Source organism: Massilia sp. 05N420, from assembly GCF_056397205.1.
On record NZ_JBFTMX010000002.1, the window covers coordinates 169,838 to 196,222 of the forward strand.

The 26,385-nt window shown below is 66.1% G+C and carries 24 protein-coding genes; 11 read left to right on the plus strand and 13 right to left on the minus strand.

Translation table 11 applies throughout. The annotated features are described in order from the left end of the window. Window positions 1–120: 120 nt before the first annotated feature. Window positions 121–2,373, minus strand: a complete 2,253-nt coding sequence (locus AC1DIX_RS01795; RefSeq protein WP_477321540.1) for a family 1 glycosylhydrolase — start codon at window positions 2,371–2,373, stop codon at window positions 121–123. Window positions 2,374–2,538: 165 nt separating this feature from the next. On the opposite strand from AC1DIX_RS01795, the gene AC1DIX_RS01800 reads away from it, so the two are divergent. Then, window positions 2,539–2,775, plus strand: a complete 237-nt coding sequence (locus AC1DIX_RS01800; RefSeq protein ID WP_477321542.1) for a hypothetical protein — start codon at window positions 2,539–2,541, stop codon at window positions 2,773–2,775. Here AC1DIX_RS01800 and AC1DIX_RS01805 read toward each other — a convergent pair. Both AC1DIX_RS01805 and AC1DIX_RS01810 read right to left on the minus strand, forming a co-directional pair. Beyond that, entirely contained in the window at window positions 2,772–4,283 is a 1,512-nt protein-coding gene (locus tag AC1DIX_RS01805; RefSeq protein ID WP_477321544.1) for a class I adenylate-forming enzyme family protein, read from the minus strand. The two genes, AC1DIX_RS01800 and AC1DIX_RS01805, sit on opposite strands and share 4 nt — an antisense overlap. Next, the gene (locus AC1DIX_RS01810; protein WP_477321546.1) at window positions 4,280–5,401 is read right to left on the minus strand and encodes a substrate-binding domain-containing protein; all 1,122 of its coding nucleotides are present in this window, start codon (window positions 5,399–5,401) and stop codon (window positions 4,280–4,282) included. Before AC1DIX_RS01810 ends, AC1DIX_RS01805 begins: the two co-directional genes overlap by 4 nt. Window positions 5,402–5,531: 130 nt before the next feature. Here AC1DIX_RS01810 and AC1DIX_RS01815 point away from each other — a divergent pair, with 130 nt between their 5' ends. The 7 genes from AC1DIX_RS01815 to AC1DIX_RS01845 all read left to right on the plus strand — a co-directional run bounded on the left by AC1DIX_RS01815 (window position 5,532) and on the right by AC1DIX_RS01845 (window position 15,138). Further along, a complete protein-coding gene (locus AC1DIX_RS01815; protein WP_477250753.1) occupies window positions 5,532–7,226 on the plus strand; it encodes an OFA family MFS transporter in 1,695 nt (564 codons plus the stop codon). 135 nt (window positions 7,227–7,361) lie between these two features. Then, entirely contained in the window at window positions 7,362–9,086 is a 1,725-nt protein-coding gene (locus AC1DIX_RS01820; RefSeq protein ID WP_477321548.1) for an NAD(P)H-dependent oxidoreductase subunit E, read from the plus strand. Continuing rightward, entirely contained in the window at window positions 9,083–11,887 is a 2,805-nt protein-coding gene (gene fdhF, locus AC1DIX_RS01825; protein ID WP_477321550.1) for a formate dehydrogenase subunit alpha, read from the plus strand. Before AC1DIX_RS01820 ends, fdhF begins: the two co-directional genes overlap by 4 nt. A gap of 4 nt (window positions 11,888–11,891) precedes the next feature. After that, on the plus strand, window positions 11,892–12,761 hold the full coding sequence (locus AC1DIX_RS01830; RefSeq protein WP_441934809.1) for a formate dehydrogenase accessory sulfurtransferase FdhD: 870 nt from the start codon (window positions 11,892–11,894) through the stop codon (window positions 12,759–12,761). Window positions 12,762–12,886: 125 nt separating this feature from the next. After that, a complete protein-coding gene (locus tag AC1DIX_RS01835; RefSeq protein ID WP_441934810.1) occupies window positions 12,887–13,588 on the plus strand; it encodes an ABC transporter permease in 702 nt (233 codons plus the stop codon). Between the two features lie 23 nt (window positions 13,589–13,611). Then, on the plus strand, window positions 13,612–14,304 hold the full coding sequence (locus tag AC1DIX_RS01840) for an energy-coupling factor ABC transporter ATP-binding protein (protein WP_477321591.1): 693 nt from the start codon (window positions 13,612–13,614) through the stop codon (window positions 14,302–14,304). Between the two features lie 15 nt (window positions 14,305–14,319). Then, a complete protein-coding gene (locus AC1DIX_RS01845; RefSeq protein WP_477321553.1) occupies window positions 14,320–15,138 on the plus strand; it encodes an ABC transporter substrate-binding protein in 819 nt (272 codons plus the stop codon). 6 nt (window positions 15,139–15,144) lie between these two features. Here AC1DIX_RS01845 and AC1DIX_RS01850 read toward each other — a convergent pair whose 3' ends face one another. The 7 genes from AC1DIX_RS01850 to hemF form a co-directional block, all read right to left on the minus strand. Beyond that, the gene (locus AC1DIX_RS01850; RefSeq protein ID WP_477321555.1) at window positions 15,145–16,248 is read right to left on the minus strand and encodes a glycosyltransferase family 9 protein; all 1,104 of its coding nucleotides are present in this window, start codon (window positions 16,246–16,248) and stop codon (window positions 15,145–15,147) included. A 308-nt stretch (window positions 16,249–16,556) separates the two neighbouring features. After that, entirely contained in the window at window positions 16,557–18,035 is a 1,479-nt protein-coding gene (gene rng / locus AC1DIX_RS01855) for a ribonuclease G (RefSeq protein WP_441934813.1), read from the minus strand. Between the two features lie 101 nt (window positions 18,036–18,136). Then, complete coding sequence (locus tag AC1DIX_RS01860) at window positions 18,137–18,757, minus strand: Maf family protein (protein WP_477321558.1); 621 nt, start codon at window positions 18,755–18,757, stop codon at window positions 18,137–18,139. Between the two features lie 23 nt (window positions 18,758–18,780). Then, entirely contained in the window at window positions 18,781–19,251 is a 471-nt protein-coding gene (gene rlmH / locus AC1DIX_RS01865; protein ID WP_075793150.1) for a 23S rRNA (pseudouridine(1915)-N(3))-methyltransferase RlmH, read from the minus strand. 22 nt (window positions 19,252–19,273) lie between these two features. Beyond that, the gene (gene rsfS / locus AC1DIX_RS01870) at window positions 19,274–19,999 is read right to left on the minus strand and encodes a ribosome silencing factor (protein ID WP_477250746.1); all 726 of its coding nucleotides are present in this window, start codon (window positions 19,997–19,999) and stop codon (window positions 19,274–19,276) included. After that, window positions 19,999–20,658 carry a nicotinate-nucleotide adenylyltransferase gene (locus tag AC1DIX_RS01875; RefSeq protein WP_477321560.1) on the minus strand — a complete coding sequence of 220 codons (660 nt, stop codon included), beginning with the start codon at window positions 20,656–20,658 and terminating at the stop codon, window positions 19,999–20,001. The genes rsfS and AC1DIX_RS01875 overlap by 1 nt, the downstream gene beginning before the upstream one ends. Then, the gene (hemF, locus tag AC1DIX_RS01880) at window positions 20,655–21,566 is read right to left on the minus strand and encodes an oxygen-dependent coproporphyrinogen oxidase (RefSeq protein WP_441934817.1); all 912 of its coding nucleotides are present in this window, start codon (window positions 21,564–21,566) and stop codon (window positions 20,655–20,657) included. Before hemF ends, AC1DIX_RS01875 begins: the two co-directional genes overlap by 4 nt. 169 nt (window positions 21,567–21,735) lie before the next feature. Here hemF and AC1DIX_RS01885 point away from each other — a divergent pair, with 169 nt between their 5' ends. Next, on the plus strand, window positions 21,736–22,110 hold the full coding sequence (locus AC1DIX_RS01885; RefSeq protein ID WP_477321562.1) for a GIY-YIG nuclease family protein: 375 nt from the start codon (window positions 21,736–21,738) through the stop codon (window positions 22,108–22,110). On the opposite strand, the gene purD is transcribed toward AC1DIX_RS01885, so the two are convergent. The 3 genes from purD to AC1DIX_RS01900 form a co-directional block, all read right to left on the minus strand. Next, window positions 22,100–23,368, minus strand: a complete 1,269-nt coding sequence (gene purD, locus AC1DIX_RS01890) for a phosphoribosylamine--glycine ligase (RefSeq protein WP_441934819.1) — start codon at window positions 23,366–23,368, stop codon at window positions 22,100–22,102. The genes AC1DIX_RS01885 and purD overlap by 11 nt on opposite strands. A 23-nt stretch (window positions 23,369–23,391) precedes the next feature. Beyond that, window positions 23,392–24,117, minus strand: coding sequence for a YebC/PmpR family DNA-binding transcriptional regulator (locus AC1DIX_RS01895; RefSeq protein ID WP_441934820.1), 726 nt, complete (start codon window positions 24,115–24,117; stop codon window positions 23,392–23,394). A 73-nt stretch (window positions 24,118–24,190) separates the two neighbouring features. Then, window positions 24,191–24,961, minus strand: coding sequence for a DUF2182 domain-containing protein (locus tag AC1DIX_RS01900; RefSeq protein ID WP_441934821.1), 771 nt, complete (start codon window positions 24,959–24,961; stop codon window positions 24,191–24,193). Between the two features lie 108 nt (window positions 24,962–25,069). On the opposite strand from AC1DIX_RS01900, the gene AC1DIX_RS01905 reads away from it, so the two are divergent. Continuing rightward, complete coding sequence (locus tag AC1DIX_RS01905) at window positions 25,070–25,993, plus strand: DMT family transporter (protein WP_441934822.1); 924 nt, start codon at window positions 25,070–25,072, stop codon at window positions 25,991–25,993. A gap of 8 nt (window positions 25,994–26,001) precedes the next feature. Continuing rightward, entirely contained in the window at window positions 26,002–26,379 is a 378-nt protein-coding gene (locus tag AC1DIX_RS01910) for a methylglyoxal synthase (RefSeq protein WP_441934823.1), read from the plus strand. Window positions 26,380–26,385 lie beyond the last annotated feature (6 nt).

Genomic DNA, 26,385 nt, shown 5'->3' on the forward strand with positions numbered 1-26,385 from the left:
ATGTAACACAGTGTAACTAAAGAAATCCCGATGGTAAATACAATGCTATTCGTCAAGCATATAAACAGCAACAGCCGCCCAAAATTGGCGCGGCTGTTGCTTTTTGATCAAACGAACTGATCAGCTGGCGTAATGCGCCGACTCTTCCTGGTCGAAGCTTTCCCCGCCCAGTTCACGCTCGCGCAGATAGCGTCCCAGGGCGTCGCCGAAGGAGGGCAGGATCAGGCCGCGCTCGCTGGTCAGCGCGCTGTGGAGGGGACGCGGCGCCGCCATTCCGAGCTCGGCAGCCGTACGCACCTCGAGGCCGGCCGGATCGATGCCGGCGGCGGCGCAGGCGCGCTGGGCCAGCTCGGCCCAGCTCATGGCCTCGCCGTTGCTCAGGTGCCAGATGCCGGACTCCTTGTCGATCAGCAGGTCGAGGCAGGCATTCACCAGGTCCGGCACATAGGTCGGCGACACCGTCATGTCGCCGGCCGCCGCGAAAGGCCGGCCGGCGGACAGGGCCGCCAGCGCCTGGGTCACGAAGTTGTGCTCGTCCCATGGACCGAAGAAGGCGCTGGTGCGCACCACCAACGCCTGCGGGTCGGAATCCAGCACGCGGCGCTCGGCCTCGGCCTTGCTGCGGCCATAGGCGTTCAGCGGCGCCACCCGGTCGGATTCGACATAAGGGCGGCCCAGGCTGCCGTCGAACACCAGGTCGCTGGAGAAGGTCAGGAAGCGCACCGCGTGGCGGATCGCCGCCAGCGCCAGCACGGTGGGACCGTGGGCGTTCTCGCGCATGCAGCGCTCGAGCTCCCGCTCGGCATCGTCGACCCGCACATAGCCGCTGGCATTGACGATCGCCCAGGGCTTGTAGCGCACGATCGCCGCTTCCACCGAGGCCGGGTCGGCGATGTCCATCTCCTGGCGGCTCAGCACGTGGCAGGCCAGGTTGCGCCGCTCGCAGATGCGGGCGAAGGCGCGGCCCAGGGTGCCGGTGGCGCCGGTGATCAGGATCGGCTGCGGGAAGGTCGAGCGGAAGGCGCCGCGGTCGTTGATGTCGGCGACCGCTTCGCGGGTCGCCACCGGCTTGGCCCAGAGGCGCCCCGGACGGCGCCACCAGCCCTGGCCCTGCAGCACCGGATGCGACAGCGGACGGCCGGTGGACAGCTCGCGCATCAGGTGCGCCACCGCGGTCTGGCGCGGCTGCGGGCCGCGCACGTCGTAGGGACCGGGCTCGTAGTAGCCGCGGCATTCGGTCACCAGGCAGTTCCAGTCGAAGGAGCCGAGCAGGGCCCAGACGGTGACGGCGCGGATGTCGGCGCCGTTCTGCTGCACTTTCTTGGCGGCGTTCCAGATCTCGACCAGCCAGCGCAGCTGGTCTTCGCGGTTGGCGTCGATATGGGCCTCGGTGATCGCGATCGGCAGACCGTAGCGCTCCCAGATCTCGTGCAGCAGCGGCCCGATGCCCGGGGTCGGCGTGGCCAGCACGCGCGGGCACTCGATGTCCACATGCGGGACGCCACGGTACTGGGTATGGCGGCTGTCCGGATAGCGATCGAGGCGATGGTCGAGCCAGCGCTCGCTGGTGATGTAATAGTTGACGCCCATGATGTCGGGCGGGCAGGGGTTCTCCCTGAACCACAGCAGTTCCTCGGCGCTTGCCTCGGATTCCAGCAGGTAGTCCCACAGGGCGTGGTTCTCGTCGATCCGGCCGCACAACATGTCCCAGCCGAGCCAGCGGCGCTCGTTGAAAAAGTTCGTGAACTCCGCCATTTCGGACGTGCCGTAGGTGCGCGACAGGTCGTCGGTCTGCACCAGTTTCGCGTCCGGATTGACCTTGCGGATCTCGCGCATCGCCAGCACGGTCGCGCGGCACTGATTGATGAGGGCGCGGACGAAGGTCGCTTCGCTGCTGCCGTGCGGGTACCAGACCCCGTTCAGGCCGGAGAAGCGGGCGGTGGTGCAGATCTCGTTGACCGGGGTGTAGTACTCGATCCAGGGGTAGCGCCGCGCCACCGCGCCGGCGTATTCCGACAGCTTCTCGGGGAAGTCGCTCGATACCAGGCTGGTGTGGCGCGGGCCGCTGCCGTGGTGGACCAGGCCGACGATGGGCGTGACGCCCAGTTGCTGCAGTACGGGCAGGCGTTCGTCCGGCCATGACCAGTCTGCGCTGTCGATGCCGTCGGGCGCGGTGCGCTCCCACAGGACTGGGTAGCGGATCGCGCGGATGCCGAGCGAGGCAAAGCGCTCCAGGTCCTGCAGGCGGGCTGCATGGCCGTTGCGTTCCATCTGGGAGAAGTAATTGTCGCGTACGCGGTTGACGGTGCATTCGAGGCCGCCCCAGAGCTGGAGCGGCGATGTTGCGGGCTGGATATGGTTGTTCAGATTCATGAGTCTTCCTGCGGTTTTGAACCAAGGTCTAAGCCTAGTCGGCGGACCCATCTTCTTTTGTGGTCCACCGAACATATAGACTCGATTTAGGACAAGTCCTACGTATAGGAGGAGAGGGAAAGATGAGAAAATGCCGCGAAATGGACGAGGAAAGAGGAGGGATGGATGTATATGGTGTATTGGACCACCATCGAGGACGAGAGCGGCGTGCCGCATGCACAGCCCTTCGATACGAGTGACATGATCGCCGCCATGAAGTTCATGGAAGAGCTGCGCGCACGCCAGCGCGCGGGCGAGGCGGTGCGCTTCATCACCATGTGCTCGGAGCACCCGGACGTGGTCGGGCATCCGGGCGTGGACGTCACCGGACCGGGTTACAACTGGAAAAAGCGGCGCCGTTAAGCCTGCGATTTGAGCCGGTGCTTGAGCACCTTGCCGCTCGGCGCCGCCGGCAGGCTGTCCATGAAGACGATGCGCGCCGGGCGCTTGTAGGGGGCGAGGCGGGCGCCGGCCCAGTCCAGCAGCTCGTCCGCCGCCAGGGCCGTGCCGGCCGCCGGCTGGACGAAGGCCACCACTTCCTCGTTGCCACTCTCCAGTGCGCGCCCGATCACCGCCGACTGCGTCACCGCCGGGTGCGCGTTCAGCACCGTCTCCACCTCCAGCGGATAGACCTTGAAACCGGAACGGATGATCAGCTCCTTGCTGCGTCCGTCGATGAAGAGGGCGCCGTCCGGACCCTGGCGCGCCAGGTCGCCGGTGTCGAGCCAGCCGTCCGCGTCCAGCACGGCGGCCGTGCCCGCCGGATCGCGGTAGTAGCCCAGCATCACGTTGGGACCGCGCACGAACAGCTTGCCGTCGGTCCCGTCGACCCGCAGCTCGACGCCCGGGATCGCATGGCCGACCGAGGTGTCGGCGCGTGGCGCATTCAGGCGGGTCTGGCTGACCGTGGGCGCGGCCTCGGTCAGGCCGTAGCCGTTATGCAGCGGCACGCCGAGCAGACGCTCCACGTCGCGCTTGAGCGTGGGGTCGAGCGGCGAGCCGCCGGCGTAGGCGAAGCGCAGCCGCGAGGCCAGCGGCGCCGGGGAGCCCTGCGGCCCGCCTCCTTCGGCGGCGCACAGCTCCAGCAGGCGCGCATACATGGCCGGCACGCCCTGCACGATAGTCAGTTCGCCGCCGCGGATCGCCTCCAGCATGGCCTGCGGCGTGAAGCGCGGCGCGAGCAGCAGGCAGGCGCCCGCGTAGAGCGTCCCCAGCAGCACCGAGCTGAGGCCGTAGACGTGCGAGACCGGCAGCACGCCGTACGCCAGGTCGCCCGGTGCCAGGCCGCGCAGGCGGCTCGAGACGGCCGCTACGAACAGCAGGTTGCGATGGCTGAGCATCACACCCTTGGGATTACCGGTGGTACCGGTGGTGTAGACCAGGGCGGCCGGCGTCCCGGCGGCCGGCACCGGCTCGGCGCTGTCCGCATGCACGCAGGCCACCAGCCCGCCGTGCGCATGGGCACCCGCGCCGGCGCTTGCCGCATGGGCGGCCGCATCGGCAGAGACGGCGGCCGTGTACAGCACCACGCGCGCCCCGCAATGGCTGCGGATCGTCGCCAGCTCAGGCGCCGTCAGGCGCGCGTTCACATTGACGAAGCAGGCGTCCAGGCTGGCGATCGCGAACAGCGCCGCGACCTGGGCCACGCAGTTCTCGCTGACCAGCATCACCCGCTCGCCGGCCTGCACACCCAGGTCGCGCAGCCAGGCGGCGCAGGCGTCGATGCCGTTTTCCAGCTCGCGATAGCCGAGCGTGCGGCCGTCTTCGCGCAGGGCCGGCGCGTCCGGCGCCGTCCGCGCATGCCGGCGCACGATGGCGTCGATGCGCGCAGGGAGGGCGGTAAGCAGGGCTTCCACGTCGATGTGCGTCATGTTGCCGCTCCCGCTTCGGACGGAGCCCGGCGCGATGCGCCCGCGGCGCCGAAGGCTTCCGCTAGCGATTCGATGCTGCCGGTACGGTTGGCGTCGTAGCCGGGCAGGGCGTCGACCAGGCGGTGATAGCCGGGCTGGCGCAGGATCGCCAGCAGCTGGGCCATCAGGCTGTCCTGGAGGGCGTCCAGGTGGACGGCGAAGAAGTAGCGTTCGCGTACCAGCGGGATGAAGCCGAGCTTGAACTGCTCGGCCGCGGTGCGCATGCCGACGCCGACGTCGGCCATGCCGCTGGCGATGTAGGCAGCCACCGCCGAGTGGGTGAACTCGGCGCTGTTCCAGCCGTTGATCGCTTCACGGTCGATGCCCTCGCGGTCGAGCATCATGTCGAGCAGCATGCGGGTGCCGGAGCCGGCCTGGCGGTTCACGAAGCGCAGGCCAGGGCGCACCAGGTCGCCCAGGCCGGCGATGCCGAGCGGATTGCCGGGCGCGACCAGCAGGCCCTGCTGGCGTTCGCACAGGTTGACCAGGCAGTGCCGCTCCGGATCCAGCCAGCGCAGGTAGCGGCGCGCCGTCGCTTCTTCGAATTCGCCCTCCGGGACGTGGAAGCCGGCCAGGTCGCACTCGCGCCGCGCCAGCGCGGCCACCGCATCCAGGCTGGTGCGGTAGCGCAGCTCGACCGGCAGTTCGAGCTTGTCCAGGTAGCCGGTGAGGGAGGCCACCGCGAAGCCGTGGCTGGCGTCGATGCGCACCGAGTGCATGCCGATGCCGCGCATGCGCAGCTTGCCCAGTTCGGTCTCGAGTTCGGACGCCAGGCTGTCCAGCGTCGGCGACAGGCGCGCGGCGATGCGGCGGTCGGCCCACACCAGCTTTTGCGCGAGCAGGGTCAGGCGGGTGCCGCGTCCGCGCCCGGTTTCGAGCAGGGGCTCGCCGAACAGCTCCTCGGCTTCGCGCAGCACACCCCAGGCATAGCGGTAGGACAGGCCGGCCGCCTTGGCCGCCGCCGCGATCGAACCCTGGTCCTGGATCGCCAGCAGCAGCGCCAGCAGGGTTGCCGTGTCGAGCGGCGCGTCATTGTTGAAACTGATTTCCCAGTGCGGGCGGATGTGGACCTTGAGCATGGCTTATATGCTAAATAAAGCCTATTTCTGACAGAAAGAGGCCATGATACGCTTGGAATTGCAGTAAGAGTAAGCCAGAAATATATGCTTTTTAAAACATATTAATTCGAATAAAAAATACGGAGGAGACATGGCATTACTGGATAAGCTGGACAAGGAGCACACCATCGCCAGACCCGGCTTCAACCGCTGGCTGGTGCCGCCGGCGGCCTTGGCGATTCACCTGTGCATCGGCATGGCCTATGGGTTCTCGGTGTTCTGGCTGCCGCTGTCGAAGGCCATCGGCATCAAGGAATCGCTGGCCTGCCCGGCCGACATGAGCTTCTTCGCCGAGATCACGTCCACCACCTGCGACTGGAAGATCTCGATGCTGGGCTGGATGTTCTCGTTGTTCTTCCTGTTCCTGGGCCTGTCCACCGCGCTGTTCGGCGGCTGGCTCGAACACGCGGGTCCGCGCAAGGCTGGCGTCGTCTCGGCGCTGTGCTGGTGCGGCGGCCTGGTGATCTCGGCGCTGGGCATCTACAAGCACCAGATCTGGCTGATGTGGCTGGGTTCGGGCGTCATCGGCGGCATCGGCCTCGGTCTCGGCTATATCTCGCCGGTTTCCACCCTGATCAAATGGTTCCCCGACCGCCGCGGCATGGCGACCGGCATGGCCATCATGGGTTTCGGCGGCGGCGCCATGATCGGCGCACCGCTGGCCGACAAGCTGATGAAGCACTTCGCCACCCCGACCTCGGTGGGCGTGTGGGAAACCTTCCTGGCCCTGGCCGCGATCTATTTCGTGTTCATGATGGTGGGCGCGCTGTCCTACCGCGTGCCGGCCAACGGCTGGAAGCCGGAAGGCTGGACCGCCCCCGCCAAGAGCGGCAAGACCCTGATCACCAACCGCCACGTGCACGTGAAGCGCGCCTGGAGCACCCCGCAGTTCTGGCTGGTGTGGCTGGTGCTGTTCCTGAACGTCTCGGCCGGCATCGGCATCCTGGCGATGGCGTCGCCGCTGCTGCAGGAAGTGTTCGGCGGCCGCCTGATCGGCGTGACCGCCGCCTTCAACGAACTGGACACCGCGCAGAAGGCGCAGATCGCGACCATCGCCGCCGGCTTCACCGGCCTGCTGTCGCTGTTTAACATCGGCGGCCGCTTCGCCTGGGCCACCTGCTCCGACTACATCGGCCGCAAGATGACCTACTTCGTGTTCCTGGTGCTGGGCTTCGTGCTGTACTCGGCGATCCCGAGCTTCGCGCACGGCGGCCACCTGGCCCTGTTCGTGCTGTCCTTCTGCATCATCCTGTCGATGTACGGCGGCGGCTTCTCGACCGTGCCGGCCTACCTGGCCGACCTGTTCGGCACCCAGATGGTGGGCGCGATCCACGGCGGCCTGCTGACCGCCTGGGCCGCCGCCGGCCTGCTGGGCCCGAACCTGGTCAACTACATCCGCGAATACCAGATCGCGCACGGCGTCGCCAAGGCCCAGGCCTACGACACCGCGATGTACGCGATGGCCGCTTTACTCGTGCTGGGCTTCGTCTGCAACCTGCTGGTGCGCCCGGTGGCCGACAAGTACTTCATGAGCGACGCCGAACTGGCGGAAGAGAAGCGCCGCGCCCATGAGCGCGACGTCGCCGCCTCGGCCGGCAGTCGTGCCGCCGCTGCCGCCGGCAGCGACAGCGTGGTCGCCGGCGTGTCCGGCGCCGCCGCCATGACTGCGGCACCGGTCGCCGCGGGCGGCGCGCTGGTGACGCTGCTGGCCTGGGCCGCAGTCGGCATCCCGCTGGCGATCGGCATGTGGATCACGCTGCAGAAGGCGATCGTTCTCTTCAAGTAGGGTGGGCGGTCCTCCGACCACGCGTGACGCCTGCCTTACGTTGACCGTCACGCGTGGGCACGGAGTGCCCACCCCACGACACCGGACGTCGGCAAATCGATCGAAATACGTAACACGCATTACAGGAATACCGCCATGAACCATCCCGTCATCCCCATCGCCGTGCAGGGCGCCAGCCGCCAGCGCAAGCGCGAGGCGCCCAAGGGCCGGCGTGCCGACCCCCAGGCCCTGCGCGAGGTGCAGGACCTGCTGGGCGACAGCCCGCGCCGGCGCGATCTGCTGATCGAATACCTGCACCGGATCCAGGACGCGTTCGGCTGCGTGGCAGCCAGGCACCTGGCGGCGCTGGCCCAGGAGCTGAAACTGGCGCAATCGGAGGTTTACGAAGTCGCCAGCTTCTATCACCACTTCGACGTGCTGCGCGATGGGGAGGAAGCGCCGGCCCCGATCACCGTGCGCGTCTGCGCCGGCCTGTCCTGCGAGATGGCGGGTGCCCAGGCACTGCTCGACAGGCTGCCGGCCATCCTCGGCACCGAGGTGAGGGTGCTGGCGGCGCCTTGCATCGGCCGCTGCGAGCAGGCGCCGGCGGCCCTGGTCGGCCAGCATCCGGTGCCGCGCGCGAGCGTGGAAACCCTGCTGGCCAAGGTGGCGACGAAGGAAACCACCGATATCCACCAGAACCACGACGGCCTGGCGGCCTACCGCGGCAAGGGCGGTTATGCGCTGCTGCGCGACTGCGTCGAAGGCCGCCGCGAGGTCGAGAGCGTGATCACTGCGCTGGAAGCCTCCGGCCTGCGCGGCCTGGGCGGCGCAGGCTTCCCGGCCGGCCGCAAGTGGCGCATCGTGCGCGCCGAAGCGGGTCCGCGCCTCATGGCAATCAACATCGACGAAGGCGAACCCGGCACCTTCAAGGACCGCGTCTACCTCGAGCGCGACCCGCACCGCTTCCTGGAAGGCGCCCTGATCGCCGCCTGGGCGGTCGGCATCGAGACCATCTATATCTACCTGCGCGACGAATACCACGGCCTGCGCGCCATGCTGGAAGCCGAGCTGGCGCTGTTACGCGCCGAGCCCTTCATGGACGGCATGCCGGAGATCGTCCTGCGCCGCGGCGCCGGCGCCTACATCTGCGGCGAAGAGTCGGCCATGATCGAGTCGATCGAAGGCAAGCGCGGCATGCCCCGCCTGCGTCCGCCCTACGTGGCCCAGGTCGGCCTGTTCGGCCGTCCAACCCTGGAACACAATGTCGAAACCCTGCACTGGGTGCGCGACATCGTCGAGCAGGGCCCGGAACACTTCGCCAGCCACGGCCGCCATGGGCGCAAGGGACTGCGCTCGTTCTCGGTCTCGGGCCGGGTGCGCGACCCGGGCGTCAAGCTGGCCCCGGCCGGCATCACGATCACCGAGCTGATCGAGGAATACTGCGGCGGCATGCAGGACGGCCACCAGTTCTACGCCTACCTGCCGGGCGGCGCCTCGGGCGGCATCCTGCCGGCCTCGATGGGCGACATCCCGCTCGACTTCGACACCCTGCAAGCCTACGGCTGCTTCATCGGTTCGGCCGCCGTGGTGGTGCTCTCAACCCAGGACACGGCCAAGGCCGCGGCCCTGAACACGCTGCGCTTCTTCAAGGACGAATCCTGCGGCCAGTGCACGCCCTGCCGCGCCGGCACCGCCAAGGCCGTGGCCCTGATGGAGCAGGCGCAGTGGGATACCGGGCTGCTGGGCGAACTGTCCCAGGTGATGCGCGACGCATCGATTTGCGGCCTGGGCCAGGCCGCGCCGAATCCCTTCGATTGCGTGATCAAGTACTTCCCGCATGAACTCAGTTTGAACGCAAGCCAGCAGGTGCAACCATGAACGCGAGCCTCCAGACAGTCACCTTCACGATCAACGGCAGGGAAGTGCAGGCGCTGCGCCACGAAACCCTGATCGAAGTCGCCGACCGCGAAGGCATCGAAATCCCGCGCCTCTGCTATGCCGAAGGACTGGAAGCGGTCGGCAACTGCCGCTCCTGCATGGTCGAGATCGACGGCGAGCGCGTGCTGGCGCCGTCCTGCTGCCGCGCGCCAATCCAGGGCATGAAGGTCACCACCAATAGCGAGCGCGCCGTCAAGGCGCAGAAGATGGTGCTGGAGCTGCTGGCCTCGGACATGCCCGAGAAGGAGTACACCCGCCATAACGAAGTCGACGTATGGGCGGCGAAGCTCGGCGTCGGCAAGCCACGCTTCCCGGCCACGCGCAGCGAACCGCAGCAGGACGCCACGCACGCCGCGATCACCGTCAACCTCGACGCCTGCATCCAGTGCACGCGCTGCCTGCGCGCCTGCCGCGACGAACAGGTCAACGACGTGATCGGCCTGGCCTTCCGCGGCGAAAACGCAAAAATCGTGTTCGACCAGGATGACCCGATGGGGAATTCCACCTGCGTGGCCTGCGGCGAATGCGTGCAGGCCTGCCCGACCGGCGCCCTGAGCCCGGCGCGCGATGCGGCGCTCTCCATCCCCGATAAAAAAGTCGATTCGGTCTGTCCGTATTGCGGCGTCGGCTGCCAGCTGACCTACAACGTCAAGGACAACAAGATCCTCTACGTGGAGGGCCGCGACGGCCCCGCCAACCATGGCCGCCTGTGCGTGAAGGGCCGCTACGGATTCGACTACGCCCACCATCCGCATCGCCTCACGAAACCGCTGATCCGCCGCGCGGGCGTGCCCAAGACTGGCGACTTCACGATGGACCCGAGCACCGTCATGGAGGTGTTCCGCGAAGCGAGCTGGGAAGAGGCGCTCGAACTGGCCGGCGGCACGCTGGCGCGCATCCGCGACACCCATGGCAAGCGCGCGCTGGCCGGCTTCGGCTCGGCCAAGGGCAGCAACGAAGAAGCCTACCTGTTCCAGAAACTGGTGCGCACCGGCTTCGGCAGCAACAACGTCGACCACTGCACCCGCCTGTGCCACGCGTCCTCGGTGGCCGCGCTGCTGGAGGGGATCGGCTCGGGCGCGGTCTCGAACCCGGTGATGGACGTGACCCGCGCCGAGGTCGTGGTCGTGATCGGCGCGAATCCGACCGTGAACCACCCGGTGGCCGCCACCTGGATGAAGAACGCGGTCCGCACCGGCACCAAGCTGATCGTGATGGATCCGCGCCGCTCCGAACTGGGGCGCCATGCCCACCGCTACCTGCAGTTCAAGCCGGACACCGACGTCGCGCTGCTGAACGCGATGATGCACGTGATCGTCACCGAAGGCCTGGTCGACAAGGGCTTCATCGAAAGCCGCACCATCGGCTACGACGAGCTGGCGAAGAACGTCGAAGGCTATAGCCCGGAAACGATGGCGCCGATCTGCGGCATCGATGCCGACACCATCCGCTACGTGGCGCGCCTGTACGCGACCTCGAAGGGCTCGATGATCCTGTGGGGTATGGGCATCTCGCAGCACGTGCACGGCACCGACAACGCGCGCTGCCTGATCGCGCTGGCCCTGATGACCGGCCAGATCGGCCGTCCCGGCACCGGCCTGCATCCGCTGCGCGGCCAGAACAATGTGCAGGGCGCTTCCGACGCCGGCCTGATCCCGATGATGTACCCGGACTACCAGCGCGTCGACAACCCGCAGGCCAAGGCCCGCTTCGAAGCCGCCTGGGGCACCCAGCTGGACGACAAGCCCGGCCTGACCGTGGTCGAGATCATGGACGACATCCTTGCCGGCGGCATCAAGGGCATGTACATCATGGGCGAGAACCCGGCCATGTCCGACCCGGACGCGAATCACGCGCGCGAGGCGCTGGCCGCGCTCGACTGCCTGGTGGTGCAGGACATCTTCCTGACCGAGACCGCCTACCTGGCCGACGTGATCCTGCCGGCGTCGAGCTTCGCCGAGAAGGCCGGCACCTTCACGAACACCGACCGCGTGGTCCAGCTGGGCCGCCAGGCGATTCAAGCGCCGGGCGATGCCAGGCAGGACCTGTGGATCATCCAGCAGATGGCCAAGCAGCTGGGCCTGCAGTGGAACTACGGTCACGTGTCCGAGGTGTTCGACGAGATGCGCAGGCTGATGCCCAGCATCGGCGGCATCACCTGGGACCGGCTGGAACGCGAAGGCGCCGTCACCTACCCCTGCACGGCGGAGGGCGACCCCGGCCAGCCGGTGGTCTTCGTCGAAGACTTCCCGCGCGGGCTTGGCGAGGAGAAGGGCAGGGCGCGCTTCGTCCCGGCCGACATCATCCCGGCCAACGAGCGTCCGGACGCCGAGTACCCGATGGTCCTGATCACCGGCCGCCAGCTCGAGCACTGGCATACCGGCAGCATGACCCGGCGCGCCGGCGTGCTGGATGCGATCGAGCCCGATCCGGTGGCCCTGGTGCATCCGCTCGACCTGGAGGCGATGGGAGGCAAGCCGGGCGAGGTCATCACGATCACCTCGCGCCGCGGTGAAGTCAGCCTGTATGCGCGCGCCGACGACAGCTCGCCGCGCGGCGCCATCTTCGTGCCGTTCTGCTACTACGAGGCGGCGATCAACCGGCTCACCAACTCGGCGCTCGACCCCTTCGGCAAGATCCCCGAGTTCAAGTACTGCGCGATCCAGGTGCGCCTGGGTGGGGAGGTGGGGCGCCAGGGTTCCTATGGTGGCGGCCAGATTCTGGCAGCCGTGGCAGAATAGCAAGATGAACGAGCATCGCTATCGACCTCTGCTGTCCCAGGCAAGCGCCAGCCTCACCCACGAGGTGACGGCCATCGACGAGCGCGGACGCCGTTCCGTCCTGCACATCCCGGCCGAGCGCCCGCTGACCGTCTACGTCGACAAGCGCGAACTCGTGACCCTGATGACCCTGGGCGGCGCGCCGGAAGCGCTGACCCTGGGCTATCTGCGCAACCAGCGCCTGATACGTTCGCTGGACGAGGTGGTATCGATCCAGGTCGACTGGTCGGTGGACGCGGTGGCGGTGGTGACCCGCAAGGGCATTACCGGCGTCGAGGAGCGCACCGCGAAAAAGGTCGTCACCACCGGCTGCGGCCAGGGTTCCATATTTGGCGGGCTGATGGATGAGGTTGATTCCATCAGTCTTCCTGATGAGGCGCGCCTGACCCAGTCGGTCGTCTACCGCATCGTCGAGACCATCCGCACCCAGCAGTCGGTCTACAAGCAGGCCGGTTCGGTGCACGGCTGCGCGCTGTTCTCGAACACGGGCGAGCTGCTGTATTTCGTCGAGGACGTGGGCCGCCACAACGCGGTCGACGCCATCGCCGGGTTGATGTGGCTGGACGGCGTCGAGGGCGGGGACAAGGTCTTCTACACCACCGGCCGCCTGACCTCGGAAATGGTGATCAAGGGCGCCCAGATGGGCATCCCCTTCCTGCTGTCGCGCTCCGGCACCACCCAGATGGGCCATATGGTGGCGGAGAAGGTCGGCATGTCGCTGCTGGCGCGCTGCAGCGGCCGGCATTTCCTGCTGCTGACGGGGGCGGAGCGGCTGGTGTTCGAACCGGATTTCCTCGACGCGCTGGAGGCGGAGCGTCAGCGGCACTATGCGTAAGCACTACGTCGTTCCCGCGACAATTCCCCACGTCGCCCCCGCGCAGGCGGGGGGCCAAGTTTGCCAACGCGATCGTGACGCCCGCAGAACTTGGGTCCCCGCCTGCGCGGGGACGACGATGTAACGTGCTCGACGCGACCCTGCGCGCCTTCACGCTGCTGTTCACGGGCGACCCCGACCTGTGGCGCATCATCTGGGTCTCGCTGAAGACCAGCGTGTTCGGGCTGCTGCTGGCGACGCCGCCGGCGGTGCTGCTGGGTTACCTGATCGGCCTGCACCGCTTTCCGGGGCGCCGCATCGCGATCTGGCTGGCGCAGGCGGCGTTGTCGCTGCCTACCGTGCTGATCGGATTGCTGCTGTATCTGCTGCTGTCGCGCCACGGGCCGATGGGGTCTCTGCAATGGCTGTTCTCGCAGCCGGGCATCGTCGCCGGCCAGTTCGTGGTGGCCTTGCCGGTGCTGCTGGCCTTCACCCTGGCCGCGGTGCAGGCCATCGATCCGCGCTATGCCGAGACCGCGATCTCCCTGGGCGCCTCGCGCCTGCAGGTGATGCTGCGGGTGCTGCACGAGGCCCGCTTCGGCGTGATGGCGGCGGTGCTGTCCGGCTTCGGGCGGGTGATCTCGGAAGTCGGCTGCGCGCTGATGGTGGGCGGGAATATCGAGGGCGAGACGCGGACCATCACCACCGCCATCGCCCTGGAAACCAGCAAGGGCGAGTTCGCGCAGGGGATCGCGCTGGGCATCGTGCTGGTATCGATTGCGCTGCTGATGAACGGCGCGCTGATGCTGCTGCAGGGCGATGCCCATGCGGCGAAGGACAGGGCATGATCCAGCCGATTTCGCTGCAGGGCATGGTCAGGGGTACTGAGGTGCGCACCGGCGGCGAGCGGCGCCGCGCCCTGCTGGGCGTGAAGGGCCTGCGCAAGCGCTACGGCGAGCGCCTGCTGTACGACATCGGCTGCATGGAGGTCGCGACCCACAGCGCCTACGTGCTCACCGGGATCAACGGCGCCGGCAAGAGCACCCTGCTGCGCGTGCTGGGCGGCCTGGAACGCGCCGAGGTCGACAGCATGCGCTTCGAGGGCCAGGAAGTGAACCCGCATCCCTACCCGAAGGCGATGCGCGAAGCCATCGTCTACGTGCACCAGCATCCGGTGATGTTCTCGACCAGCGTCGCCCACAACATCGGCTACGGCCTGCACGTGCGCGGCCTGCCGAAGGCCCAGGCGGCCGCCAGGGTCGAGGAGGCGATGGCCTGGGCCGGCGTCGCCCACCTGCGCGACGCCGATCCGGCCAGGCTGTCGGGCGGCGAGCGGCAGCGCGTGGCGCTGGCGCGCGCCCGGGTGCTGTCGCCGAAACTGCTGCTGCTCGACGAACCGACCGCCAACCTGGACGGCCAGGCGCGCGAGCAGGTGATCGAATTGATCCCCACCGTGGTCGAAGCAGGAGGCAGCGTCGTCATCGCCTGCCACGACCGCGACCTGATTGGCCTGCCCGGCGTGCATCGCCTCAAGCTGCGCGACGGGAAGCTCGAAGTTCGTTGACAACAAGGAGACACCATGCAACGCCGTCCGTTCAGTATTGCCCTCGTCCTCGGCGCCACCCTCGGGATGGCCACTACGCCGGCCCAGGCGCAGGATGCGAAAGTGCTGCGCCTGTCCACCACCACCAGTACCGAGAATTCCGGCCTGCTGTCCTGGCTGCTGCCCGGCTTCGAGCAGAAGTACGGCATCAAGGTCAAGGTGATCTCGGTCGGCACCGGCAAGGCCCTGGAGCTGGGCAAGAACGGCGACGTCGACGTCACCCTGGTGCACGCGCGCCAGCTCGAAGACAAGTTCGTGCTTGACGGCTGGGGCGTCGACCGCCACGACGTGATGTACAACGACTTCATCGTGGTCGGCCCGACCTCGGACCCGGCCGGCGTCAAGGGCATGCACGACGTGCTGGGCGCCTTCAGGAAGATCGCCTCGACCAAGGTGAAGTTCATCTCGCGCGGCGACAATTCCGGCACCGACGTGATGGAGAGGGGCTACTGGAAGGAGATCGGTGCCAAGCCGCAGGGCAGCAACTACGTGTCGGCCGGCCTGGGCATGGGCGAGGTGCTGAACATGGCGGCCGAGATGAACGCCTACACCCTGACCGACCGCGCCACCTACGGCGCGTATAAAGCCAGGACCGGCCTCGCGATCCTGGTCGAAGGCGACAAGCGCATGTTCAACCTCTACGGCATCATCGCGGTGAATCCGGAGAAGCACAAGGGCATCAACTACAAGGGGGCGAAGCAGCTGATCGACTGGATTACTTCGCCGGAGGGGCAGGCGAAGATTGCGGCGTTCAAACCGGCTGGGGAGCAGCTCTTTTTCCCGTCCGCACGGTAGGGTGGATCACGCCAACGCGTGCATCACATCCTGCACCGGAATCGCCTTCACCCAATCGCGCCGCTGGTGCGCCGTGATCACGGTGCTGTTGGCCTTGTCGACCGGCGCCCATTCCGGCGTCTTCTGGCGCATCAGCGCCACCACCGGCACGCCGACGGCGTTCGCCAGGTGCATCACGGCGGTTTCCACCGAGACGATCAGGTCGCACTGGGCCAGCATGGCCGGCAGCTGGAAGAAGTTCTCGTTGGCGCTGAACAGCTGGGTGCGGTCCAGCTGGCGCTCGGTCAGCATGGTCTTCACGCGCTCGACTTCCTGCGGCACCGCGTTGACGATGAAGCAGGCGTCGCGCCATTCCGGCTGGCCGCGCATGGTGGTGATCAGTTCGGCCACGCGTTCGACCGGCCAGCAGCGCTTGCGGGTCTTGGCGAAGGGGTTGATGAACACCAGCTTGCCCTGGCGCTTGTCGAAGCCCCAGTCGTGCAGGCGGGTCTTGGCGCCCTCGACGAAGCGTTCCGGGATGTGGACGAAGGGGATGCGCTCGGCCGGCGGGATGTTCACGTTCGCCAGGCGGCGGAACCACTCCGCATGCACGTCGCTGATGTGGGGCGCGATCGAACGGTCGGCCACGTCCGGATCGAGGGCGGCGTCCAGCTTGCGGTAGGTGAAGTAATGCGGCAGGCCGGACAGGCCCATCGGCTTCTTCAGGCCGACCACGAAGCCGTCCGGGCTGATGCGGCGGGCCAGGTTGGCGTAGAAGTGCGGGCGCAGGGTGCCGAGCGAAACCACGATCGGGTAGTGCTCCTCGCGGGCTTCCTTGATCGAGGCCTCGAACAGGTCCGGCGAGTAGTTCTGCTTGTAGACCTTCTCGATGAAATCGCAGGCATCGAGCCAGTCGTACAGCACGTTCTTTTTAAGGTGCGGCCATTGCGACGAGTCGCTGGTGCGGCGGACTTCGTCGACCCACAGGTGCAGCTTCAGGTGCGGGTAGGCCCGCGCGAACGCCTGGAAGCAGTTCTGCAGATATGTATAATCGCCCAACGCCAGGTGGGCGATGAACAGGATCTTGTCCGACTTCTTCAGCAAATCGGCAGGGATGAGTGGGTCGTTCATTGTCTCTTACGGGTCGCTAGTCAGCACAAAAACCGACGCCGCCAGTGGTCAATCAGGAAGCCTGCCAACCGTCGATCGGACGTTTGGCAGCGCCTAGCGGTCGGCTGGCCGCTCATAGCAAGCCATCGCTTGAAACCGCGGTACCGCCAACTCTCGAATTATCAGCAAATTGTCACAAATTGTAGTCCAAACTGGGCAAGTGCGTTGCCCCTATCGGGATTTTTAACGCTATTGTCCTGTAGCAGCAACAGCATCTGAGTACTATGACAAATGCATGAGTTACATCTGGCGAAACTGACGTGTAAAGCTCACATCAGAATCACATCGTACTGCTCCTGGTGATAACCCTTTTCGACCTGCAGCGAGATCTTCTTGCCGATGAAGTCCCCCAGCATCGCCAGGTGCTGCGATTCCTCTTCCAGGAACAGGTCGACCACCTCCTGCGATGCCAGGATGCGGAATTCGCGCGGGTTGAACTGCTTGGCCTCGCGCAGCAGCTCGCGCAGGATCTCGTAGCAGATGGTGCGCGAGGTCTTGACCTGTCCCTTGCCGCCGCAGGCCGGGCAGGGCTCGCACAGGATATGGGCCAGCGACTCGCGGGTGCGCTTCCTGGTCATCTCGACCAGGCCCAGGGCCGAGAAGCCGCTGACGGACACCTTGGTGCGGTCGCGCGACAGGGTTTTCTTGAGCTCCGCCAGCACGGCGTTGCGGTGCTCGTTGTTCTCCATGTCGATGAAGTCGAGGATGATGATGCCGCCCAGGTTGCGCAGGCGGAGCTGGCGCGCGATCGCGTGGGCCGCCTCGAGGTTGGTCTTGAAGATGGTGTCGGCAAAATTGCGTCCGCCGACGAAGCCGCCGGTATTCACGTCGATGGTCGTCATCGCCTCGGTCTGGTCGACGATCAGGTAGCCGCCCGATTTCAGGTCGACGCGGCGGCCCAGCGCGCGCAGGATCTCTTCCTCGACGCCATAGAGGTCGAACAGCGGGCGCTCGCCGGTGTAATGCTGCAGGCGCGACAGCACGCTGGGCGTGTAGACCTGGGCGAATTCGACCAGCTTCAGGTAGTTCTCGCGCGAGTCGACCAGGATCGCCGCCGTCTCGTCGTGCACGAAGTCGCGCAGTACGCGCTGGGCCAGGTTCAGGTCCTGGTACAGCAGGCTGGTGGCGGGACGGGTGCGCGCGCCCTGCAGGATCGCGCCCCAGGTCTTGCGCAGGTAGTCGATGTCGGCCGCCAGGTCRGCGTCGGAAGCGTCTTCGGCCTGGGTGCGCACGATGTAGCCGCCTTTTTCTTCCGGCGGCAGCAGGCCCTGCATGCGCGCGCGCAGGGCCTCGCGCTCGGATTCCTTCTCGATCTTCTGCGAGATGCCGATATGCTTGTCCTGCGGGAGGTAGACCAGCATGCGGCCGGCGATCGAGATCTGGGTCGACAGGCGCGCGCCCTTGGTGCCGATCGGGTCCTTGATCACCTGCACGGTCAGCACCTGGCCGTCGAACAGGATTTTTTCGATGGGCGTCGGCGCGGCGTTGACGTTGCCGCCGCCATTGTTGTCGTGGGGACGGGCTTCCCAGATGTCGGCCACGTGCAGGAAGGCGGCACGTTCCAGGCCGATGTCGATGAAGGCCGATTGCATCCCGGGCAGCACGCGTACCACCTTGCCCGAATAGACATTGCCTGCCAGGCCGCGCGTGAGCGTGCGCTCGATGTGCAGCTCCTGCACGGCTCCCTGTACCACCAGCGCGACACGCGTTTCCTGTGGGGTGATATTGATCAGGATGTCTTCAGTCATGTGGCTAGGGCCGTGCGTGAAATGTTCAAGGCGCCATCATACCAGCGTAGGGTGGACAGCTCGACCGTTCCAGCCAAAATACCTGAGACCCCGGCGCCCGTTCAGAAGAACCTAACGCCAGCCTTCCGAAGCAGCTGCGCCGTCTCGAACACCGGCAAGCCCATGATGCCCGAATGGCTGCCCTCGATATGTTCGATGAACAGCGCCGCCAGGCCCTGGATGCCGTAGGCGCCGGCCTTGTCGTAGGGCTCGGCGGTGGCGCAATAAGCCTTGATGTCGGCCGGACTCAGTTTGGCGAAGCGCACATTGGACACCTGGGTCACCTGCTCGGCGATGTCGATGTAGTGCAGGGCCACCGAGGTCAGCACCTGGTGGGTGCGGCCGGACAGGCTCTCCAGCATGGCCACGGCTTCCTGGGTATTGGCCGGCTTGCCGAGGATCCGGCCGTCGATGGTGACGGTAGTATCGGCCGACAGCACCGGGCGCAGCGGCATGCGGCGCAGGGCCAGCACCTTCCAGGCGAAGGCGCCTTTCTCGCGCGCCACCCGGGCCACATAGTCGAGCGGCACCTCGCCGGGATGCTCGTCCTCGCTCACGTCCTCGCCGCGCGCGGGATCGGTACGCAGGCTGAGCAGTTCGAATTCCACGCCGACCTGGCGCAGCAGTTCGCGCCTGCGTGGGCTCTTCGAGGCGAGGTAGATCTTTTTATCGAGAAATTTCATCTTCGAAGAAGCCGGAACGCTTCCTAAACGCGGTGGTAGGGATGGTTTTGGGTGATCGACCAGGCACGATACAGCTGCTCCGCCAGCATGACCCGCACGATTCCGTGCGGCAGCGTCATGCTCGAGATGCGGATCAGCCCATCGGCGCGGGCTTTCAGTTCGGGATCGAGGCCGTCGGCACCGCCGATCAGGAAGGCGACATCGCGCCCATCCTGCTGCCAGGCTTCCAGCTGCTGGGACAGGCCGACGCTGGTGAGGTCCTTGCCGCGCTCGTCGAGGGCGATGATGCGCACCCCCTTCGGCAACACGGCTTCGATGCGCTCGCGTTCGAGCGCCATCGCGGTGGCCGCGGTCTTGCTGCCCGAACGCTCGACCGGCTTGATTTCCTTGAGCACGATGCGCAGCTCGGGAGGCATGCGCTTGACGTACTCGGCAAAACCGGTCTCGATCCAGGCCGGCATCTTGTGGCCGACCGCGGCAATGATCAACTGCATTATTGAAACTTATCCGACGGGATTATTCGTCGGCCTTCTTGATGCGGCGGATGACCTTCTTGGCCGGTGCTGCCCCTTCGGCGGCCGGAGCGGCAGCCTTGGTCGCGCGCTTCGGCGCGGCGGCCTTGGCGGCTTTCGCGGCGGCAGCGGATGCGGCGACGGCCTTCGGCACGGCAACCTTCACGCGGGCGCCGGTCGGGATCTTGGCGGCCGGCGTTTTGGCCGCCGGCTTCTTGGCAGAAGCCGCTTCGCCGGCGGTCTTCGATGCAGCGGTGGCGCGCTTGGCGGCCGGCTTGCGCTCGTTGACCGGCTTGGCTTCCGGCTGCTCCTGGTTGGCCGCCAGGTGCTTGCCCTTGGTCTTCGGGGCGGCGGCGGCTTCCTGGCCTTCGGAGGTGGACTTGCGCTTGGCCGCGCCCAGCTTGACCGGCTTCTCGCCCCAGATTTCTTCCAGGCGGTAGTACTGGCGGATGGCCGGCTGCATGATGTGCACGATCATGTCGCCCAGGTCGACGAGCACCCATTCACCGGTGTCTTCGCCTTCCATGCCGACCACGTCGCCGCCTGCTTCCTTGACCTTGTCGCGGACAGAGGCAGCCAGTGCCTTGGTCTGGCGATTCGAGGTGCCCGACACGACCGCGATGCGGTCGAACAGGCTGGTCAGGTTCGTCGTGTCGAACAGGGCGATCTCCTGGCCCTTGACGTCTTCGAGGGCGTCGACGACGATCGCTTGCAGTTTCTTGATATCCATTAGCTCTTGTATAAGTTATGTTGTTGAATATAGTCTAGCACTTGCGGCGCAAGGAGCGCGCTTACCTTTGATGGCGCATTGTCCTYTAAAGCCGCACGTACTTCGGTGGCCGAAATATCGACCGCCAGCGTATGTGCCAGGCAGACTTTTCCGGCCTTGCTCGCACGAACTTCTTCAGGCGTGGCAAGGCGCGGCGTCAGTTCTTGCGCCACCGCGGGCGGAAGAAAGGCGGCGTCGAGCCGGTAGCCCGGCCGCGCGGCGACGCCGAAATTCGCCAGCGCGAACAAGTCCTTCCAGTCGATCCAGCTGTCCAGCTTCTGCAACTGGTCGGCGCCCATCAGGAACACGATCGAGGCATCGGGTCCGAGTTCGGCGCGCAGTTCGCGCAAGGTCTCGACCGTGTAGGTCGGGGTGTCGCGCTCGATTTCCCGGAGGTCGACGATGGCCGGACAGGCCGCATGTGCGAACGCCAGTTCCAGCATCGCTACGCGGTCGGCATCGCCGGCTTCCAGGCCGGCCTTCTTCTGCCACGGCCGTCCGGCCGGCATGATGCGCAGTTCGTCCGGATGAAGCAGGTGCGCGAACAGTTCGGCCAGCGCGACGTGGCCGTCATGTACCGGGTCGAAACTGCCTCCCAGCAGGGCAATGCAGCGGATCACGGGGCCAGCCAATCCCGGTGGACGAGGAAGTCGCTGTACAGCTTCGCCTCGGGGCTGCCCGGTTCCGGGTGCCAGTCGTAGCGCCACTTCACGATCGGCGGCATCGACATCAGGATCGCCTCGGTGCGCCCGCCCGACTGCAGGCCGAACAGGGTGCCGCGGTCCCAGACCAGGTTGAACTCGACGTAACGTCCGCGGCGGTAAGCCTGGAAGTCGCGTTCGCGCTCGCCATACGGCTGGTCCTTGCGCGCCTTGACGATCGGCAGATAGGCATCGAGGAAACCCTTGCCCACGCTTTGCACCAGCGCGAAGGATTGGTCGAAACCGATCTCGTTGAAGTCGTCGAAGAAGATGCCGCCGACGCCACGCGCTTCCTTGCGGTGCTTCAGGTAGAAATAATCGTCGCACCAGCGCTTGAAGCGCGGATGCAGGTCCTCGCCGAAAGGCGCCAGCGCATCGTGGCAGACCTGGTGGAAGTGGCGCACATCGCCTTCCTCGGCGTAATAGGGCGTCAGGTCCATGCCGCCGCCGAACCACCAGACCGGCTCCTTGCCATCAAGCGTCGCCTCGAAGAAGCGCACGTTCATGTGCACGGTCGGCGCATAGGGATTACGCGGATGCAGCACCAGCGACACCCCCATCGCTTCCCAGGCGCGCCCCGCCAGTTCCGGCCGCGCGGCCATCGCCGACGGCGGCAGGCTCTTGCCTTGCACGTGAGAGAAATTGCAGCCGCCGCGCTCGAACACATTACCTTCTTCGATCAGCCGCGAAACACCACCGCCACCCTCGGCACGTTCCCAGGTGTCGCGCAAAAACGGCTTGCCATCGACTTCCTCCAGCGCCTGCACGATGCGCGCCTGCAGATCGAGCAGCCAGGCCTTGACGGCGGCAGGGTTCGGGGTGGACATGTGGGTGAGGTGGTGGCTGGAAAAAAAATGGATCGGGGATTGTACACCACTGGCTGTTGAATCGTCATTCCCGCGCCACCGTCGTCCCCGCGAAGGCGGGGACCCAAGTTCTTATTGAGGGGACGCATGCCTGCGCAAGCGATGTAAACGGAACATCGGTGTTTTAATCATGGGTTCGGCAATGATGGAAAAGCACAGCTATGTCTACATCCTGACGAATCGCCCTTATGGAACTTTATATGTCGGCAGCACAACCGATCTGCTGAAGCGCGTCTGGCAGCATCGTGAAGGCGTTTTCGATGGATTCACGAAGCAATATCGACTGACACATCTCGTCTGGTATGAGGTGCATACCTACGTCATGGAAGCAGCGCGTCGAGAAAAACTGATCAAGCGTTGGAACAGGGATTGGAAGGTGAATCTGGTCCAGAAAAGCTGGTCCTTGGATCCCCGCCTTCGCGGGGACGACGGTGGTGCCAAAAAAACGGGACGCTGCCTTGGCAAACGTCCCGTCTTTTTAGTGCGCGGAAAATTTACTGCTTGACGCCGCGCCAGCCGATGTCGCGCCGATACTGCGCCCCATTGAAGTGGATCTTCTCCACAGTCTCGTAAGCCTGCTTCTGGGCCATCTTGACGCTGTCGCCCAGGCCCACCACGCACAGCACGCGGCCGCCCGAGGTTTGCAGGGTGCCGTCGACGAGGCGGGTGCCGGCGTGGAAGGTGATGCATTCCGGCGTTTCGGCCGGGATGCCGTCGATGACGTCGCCCTTGACCGGGTCGTCCGGATAGCCGGCGGCGGCCATCACGACGCCCACCGCGGTGCGGCGGTCCCATTCCAGTTCCACGGCGTCCAGCGTGCCGTTGCAGGCGTGTTCCAGCACCGTCACGAAGTCGCTCTTCAGGCGCGCCATGATGGGCTGGGTTTCCGGGTCGCCCATGCGGCAGTTGAATTCCAGCGTCTTCGGGTTGCCGGCGGCGTCGATCATCAGGCCGGCGTACAGGAAGCCGGAGTAGGGGATGCCGTCCCTGGCCATGCCCTGGATGGTCGGATTGATGATTTCGCGCATCACGCGCGCATGCATCGACGGCGTCACGATCGGCGCCGGCGAGTAGGCGCCCATGCCGCCCGTGTTCGGACCCTGGTCGCCATCCTTCAGGCGCTTGTGGTCCTGGGAGGTGGCCAGTGCCAGCACGTTCTTGCCGTCGCACATGACGATGAAGCTGGCTTCCTCGCCGGCCAGGAATTCCTCGATCACGATGCGGGCGCCGGCATCGCCGAAGCGGTTATCCGACAGCATGTGGTCGACCGCCTGGTGCGCTTCTTCCAGCGACATCGCGACCACCACGCCCTTGCCGGCCGCCAGGCCGTCGGCCTTGATGACGATCGGGGCGCCGTTGGCGTCGATCCAGGCATGGGCCTGGACAGGGTCCGAGAAGGTCTGGTACTTCGCGGTCGGGATGCCGTGGCGCTCCATGAAGGCCTTGGCGAAGTCCTTCGAGCTTTCCAGCTGGGCCGCCTCGCGGGTCGGGCCGAAGACCTTCAGCCCGCGCGAGCGGAACAGGTTGACGATGCCGGCCGCCAGCGGCGCTTCCGGACCCACCAGGGTCAGTGCGACGTGCTCGGCGACCACGAAGTCGGCCAGCGCGGCCGGATCCGTGATGTCGATGTTGACCAGGCGCGCATCGTGCGCCGTGCCGCCGTTGCCGGGCGCCACGTAGACCGTCTGGACGCGGTCGGATTGGGCCAGTTTCCAGGCCAGGGCGTGTTCACGGCCACCAGAGCCGACTACCAGGATTTTCATGGGGGCCTTTCGTGGGTCCTTGCTTACTCTTCGATGACGGCGTTCGTATACACTTCCTGCACGTCGTCCAGGTTTTCCAGGACGTCGAGCAGTTTCTGCATCTTCTGCGCGTCTTCGCCGGTGAACACCGTTTCGGTGTCCGGCTTCATGATGACTTCGGCGGAATCGGCCTTGAAGCCGGCCTTTTCCAGCGCGTCCTTGACGCCGGCGAAGGCGTTCGGGTCGCACAGCACTTCGAAGCCGCCTTCGTCGTCGGCGATGACGTCGTCGGCGCCGGCTTCCAGCGCGGCTTCCATCAGCTTGTCCTCTTCCACGCCCGGCGCGAACAGGAACTGGCCGACGTGCTTGAACATGAAGGACACCGAACCTTCGGTGCCCATGTTGCCGCCGTATTTGCTGAAGGCGTGGCGCACTTCGGCCACGGTGCGGACGCGGTTGTCGGTCATGCAGTCGACGATGATCGCGGCGCCGCCGATGCCGTAGCCTTCGTAGCGGATTTCTTCGTAGTTGACGCCTTCGAGGCCGCCCGAGCCGCGCTGGATCGCTCGGGTGACGTTGTCCTTCGGCATGTTGGCGTCGGCGGCCTTGTCGACTGCCAGGCGCAGGCGCGGGTTCGAGGCGATGTCGCCGCCGCCCATACGGGCTGCAACCGTGATTTCCTTGATGAGACGAGTCCAGATCTTGCCGCGCTTGGCGTCGGTGGCGGCCTTCTTATGCTTGATATTGGCCCATTTGCTGTGTCCAGCCATGATGTCGAGATTCCCTTAGACGGTATGGATTTAATCCTCGACATTTTATCATAGCGCCCTTGCTCAAAAACTGTCAGGGAAACAACAGCGCGGTGCCCCAGGCCACCAGTCCGAGTCCGGTGGCGCAGGCCAGCAGGTGTCCGCCGGGGAGCAGTTTTTCGGCCAGGATCAGGGCGATCAGGCCGCAGATCAGGGGCAGGTTGAGGACGCCGAAGGGCAGCACCAGCGCCATCAGCAGCCAGCAGCAGCCGGTGCAATAGCGGGCATCGGCGATGCCCATCCGGAACGCGCCCCAGGTGCCGCGCCGCCAATGGGTCAGGACGAAGGCCAGCGGTGTGCGGCAGTTGTCCAGGCTGATGTGCTTGGCGGGCGTCCACTGGTAGACCCCGGCCGCCGCCAGCGCCAGCGCACCGACGGTCGGGTCGGCGATCGCCATGCTCTCGTCGAGCGCGCCGGTATCGTGCAGCAGCCAGGCCGCCAGCGCCGCCGCCAGCGCGCAGCAGCACCAGACGAACAGGTAGCCGAGCATGAACACCAGGGTGCCGGCATAAACCCAGCGTTCGCGCCGCAGGCGCTTGACGCGTGCGTACAGCAGCACCGAGGGCGCCGCCGCCGGCAGCATCATCGCCGCGATCACGACCACCCAGAGCGCATACAGCAGCCCGAGGTCGCCGGCGTGCCAAGGGGCGGCGGCGGTCTTGCCGGCGGCGCCGAGGCCGAGCGGCGCCATGCGGCCGACACGGTACAGCAGGTAGGCCCAGCACAGGGCCGCGAGCAGGCCCAGCAGGGCCAATACGACGGTGCGTTCGGAGCCGCTGCGCTTGACGCCGCCAGCAGTGCTCATATGAACATCTCCTCGTTGAAGTGGGTCAGCGGCGGTTGGACCACTACCACCTTGCGGCGTTCGCAGCCGCCCTCAGCCGGAAATCCGGATTCGCACTACAATCTTTCGATGAGCAAATCTGCAATCGACATTTCCGTTGCGCCGGTCCCACGTCCGGCCTTGATCGGCGGCCTCGCCATCGCCATTGCCGGCGCCGTCCTGTTCTCCACCAAAGCTGTAGTCGCCAAACTGCTGTATCGCTACCACATCGATGCAGTAACCTTGATCGCCTTCAGAATGCTGTTCTCGCTTCCGGTATTTGCGGGTGTGGCGATCTGGAAGATGCGTACCCAGCCGCCTTTGTCCGTCGTCGACCGCTGGCGCCTGGTGGGCCTGGGCCTGATCGGCTACTACCTGTCCAGCTACCTCGATTTCCTGGGCCTGCAATACATCTCGGTCGGGCTGGAGCGCCTGATCCTGTTCCTGACGCCGACCTTCGTGCTCCTGATTACCGCCGTGTTCCTGAAGCGCCGCATCGGCGGCGCGCAATGGCTGGCGCTGGGCCTGTCCTATTGCGGCATCGTGCTGGTGTTCGTGCACGACCTGCAGGGCGGCGCCGGCAGCATCGTCACCGGTTCCCTGCTGGTGCTGGGTTCGGCGGTGGCGTATGCGATCTACTTGCTGGGCACCGGCGAGATGGTCAGGCGCATCGGTTCGCTGCGCCTGGTGGCTTACGCGATGTGCGTCTCGAGCGTGGCCTGCATCGCCCAGTTCTTCATCCTGCGCCCGGCCTCGCTGCTGATCCAGCCGCTGCAGGTCTACGGCCTCTCGCTCGTGAACGGAATATTCTGTACCATCTTCCCGGTCTTCATGACGATGATCGCGGTACAGCGCATCGGCGCCGCGACCGCCTCGCAGGCCGGCATGATCGGCCCGGTGTCCACGCTGTTCCTGGGCTGGGCGCTGCTGGGTGAGCCGATCACGACCGTACAACTGGCCGGGACCGGRCTGGTGCTGGCGGGAATCTATATGCTGTCGCTGAAAAGAACCTGAGGGAAAAAATGAAACCACGCATTGCCCTGATTGCCCACGACAAGAAAAAAGACGACATGATCGCGCTTGCCGCCGAGTACCGGGAGTTCCTGGGCCGCTGCACGCTCACCGCCACCGGCACCACCGGCGGCCGCCTGAACAACGAGCTCGGCCTCGATGTCACGCGCATGCATTCGGGCCCGCTGGGCGGCGACCTGCAGATCGGCGCCCACCTCGTCAACGGCGAGATCGACTGTGTGATCTTCCTGCGCGACCCCATGACCCCGCAGCCGCACGAACCCGACATCAACGCCCTGGTGCGCGCCTGCGACGTCCATAACATCCCATGCGCGACGAATGTCTCGAGCGCGCGCCTGGTCCTGTCCCGGCTGATGGAACTGTCCTGACAAAGG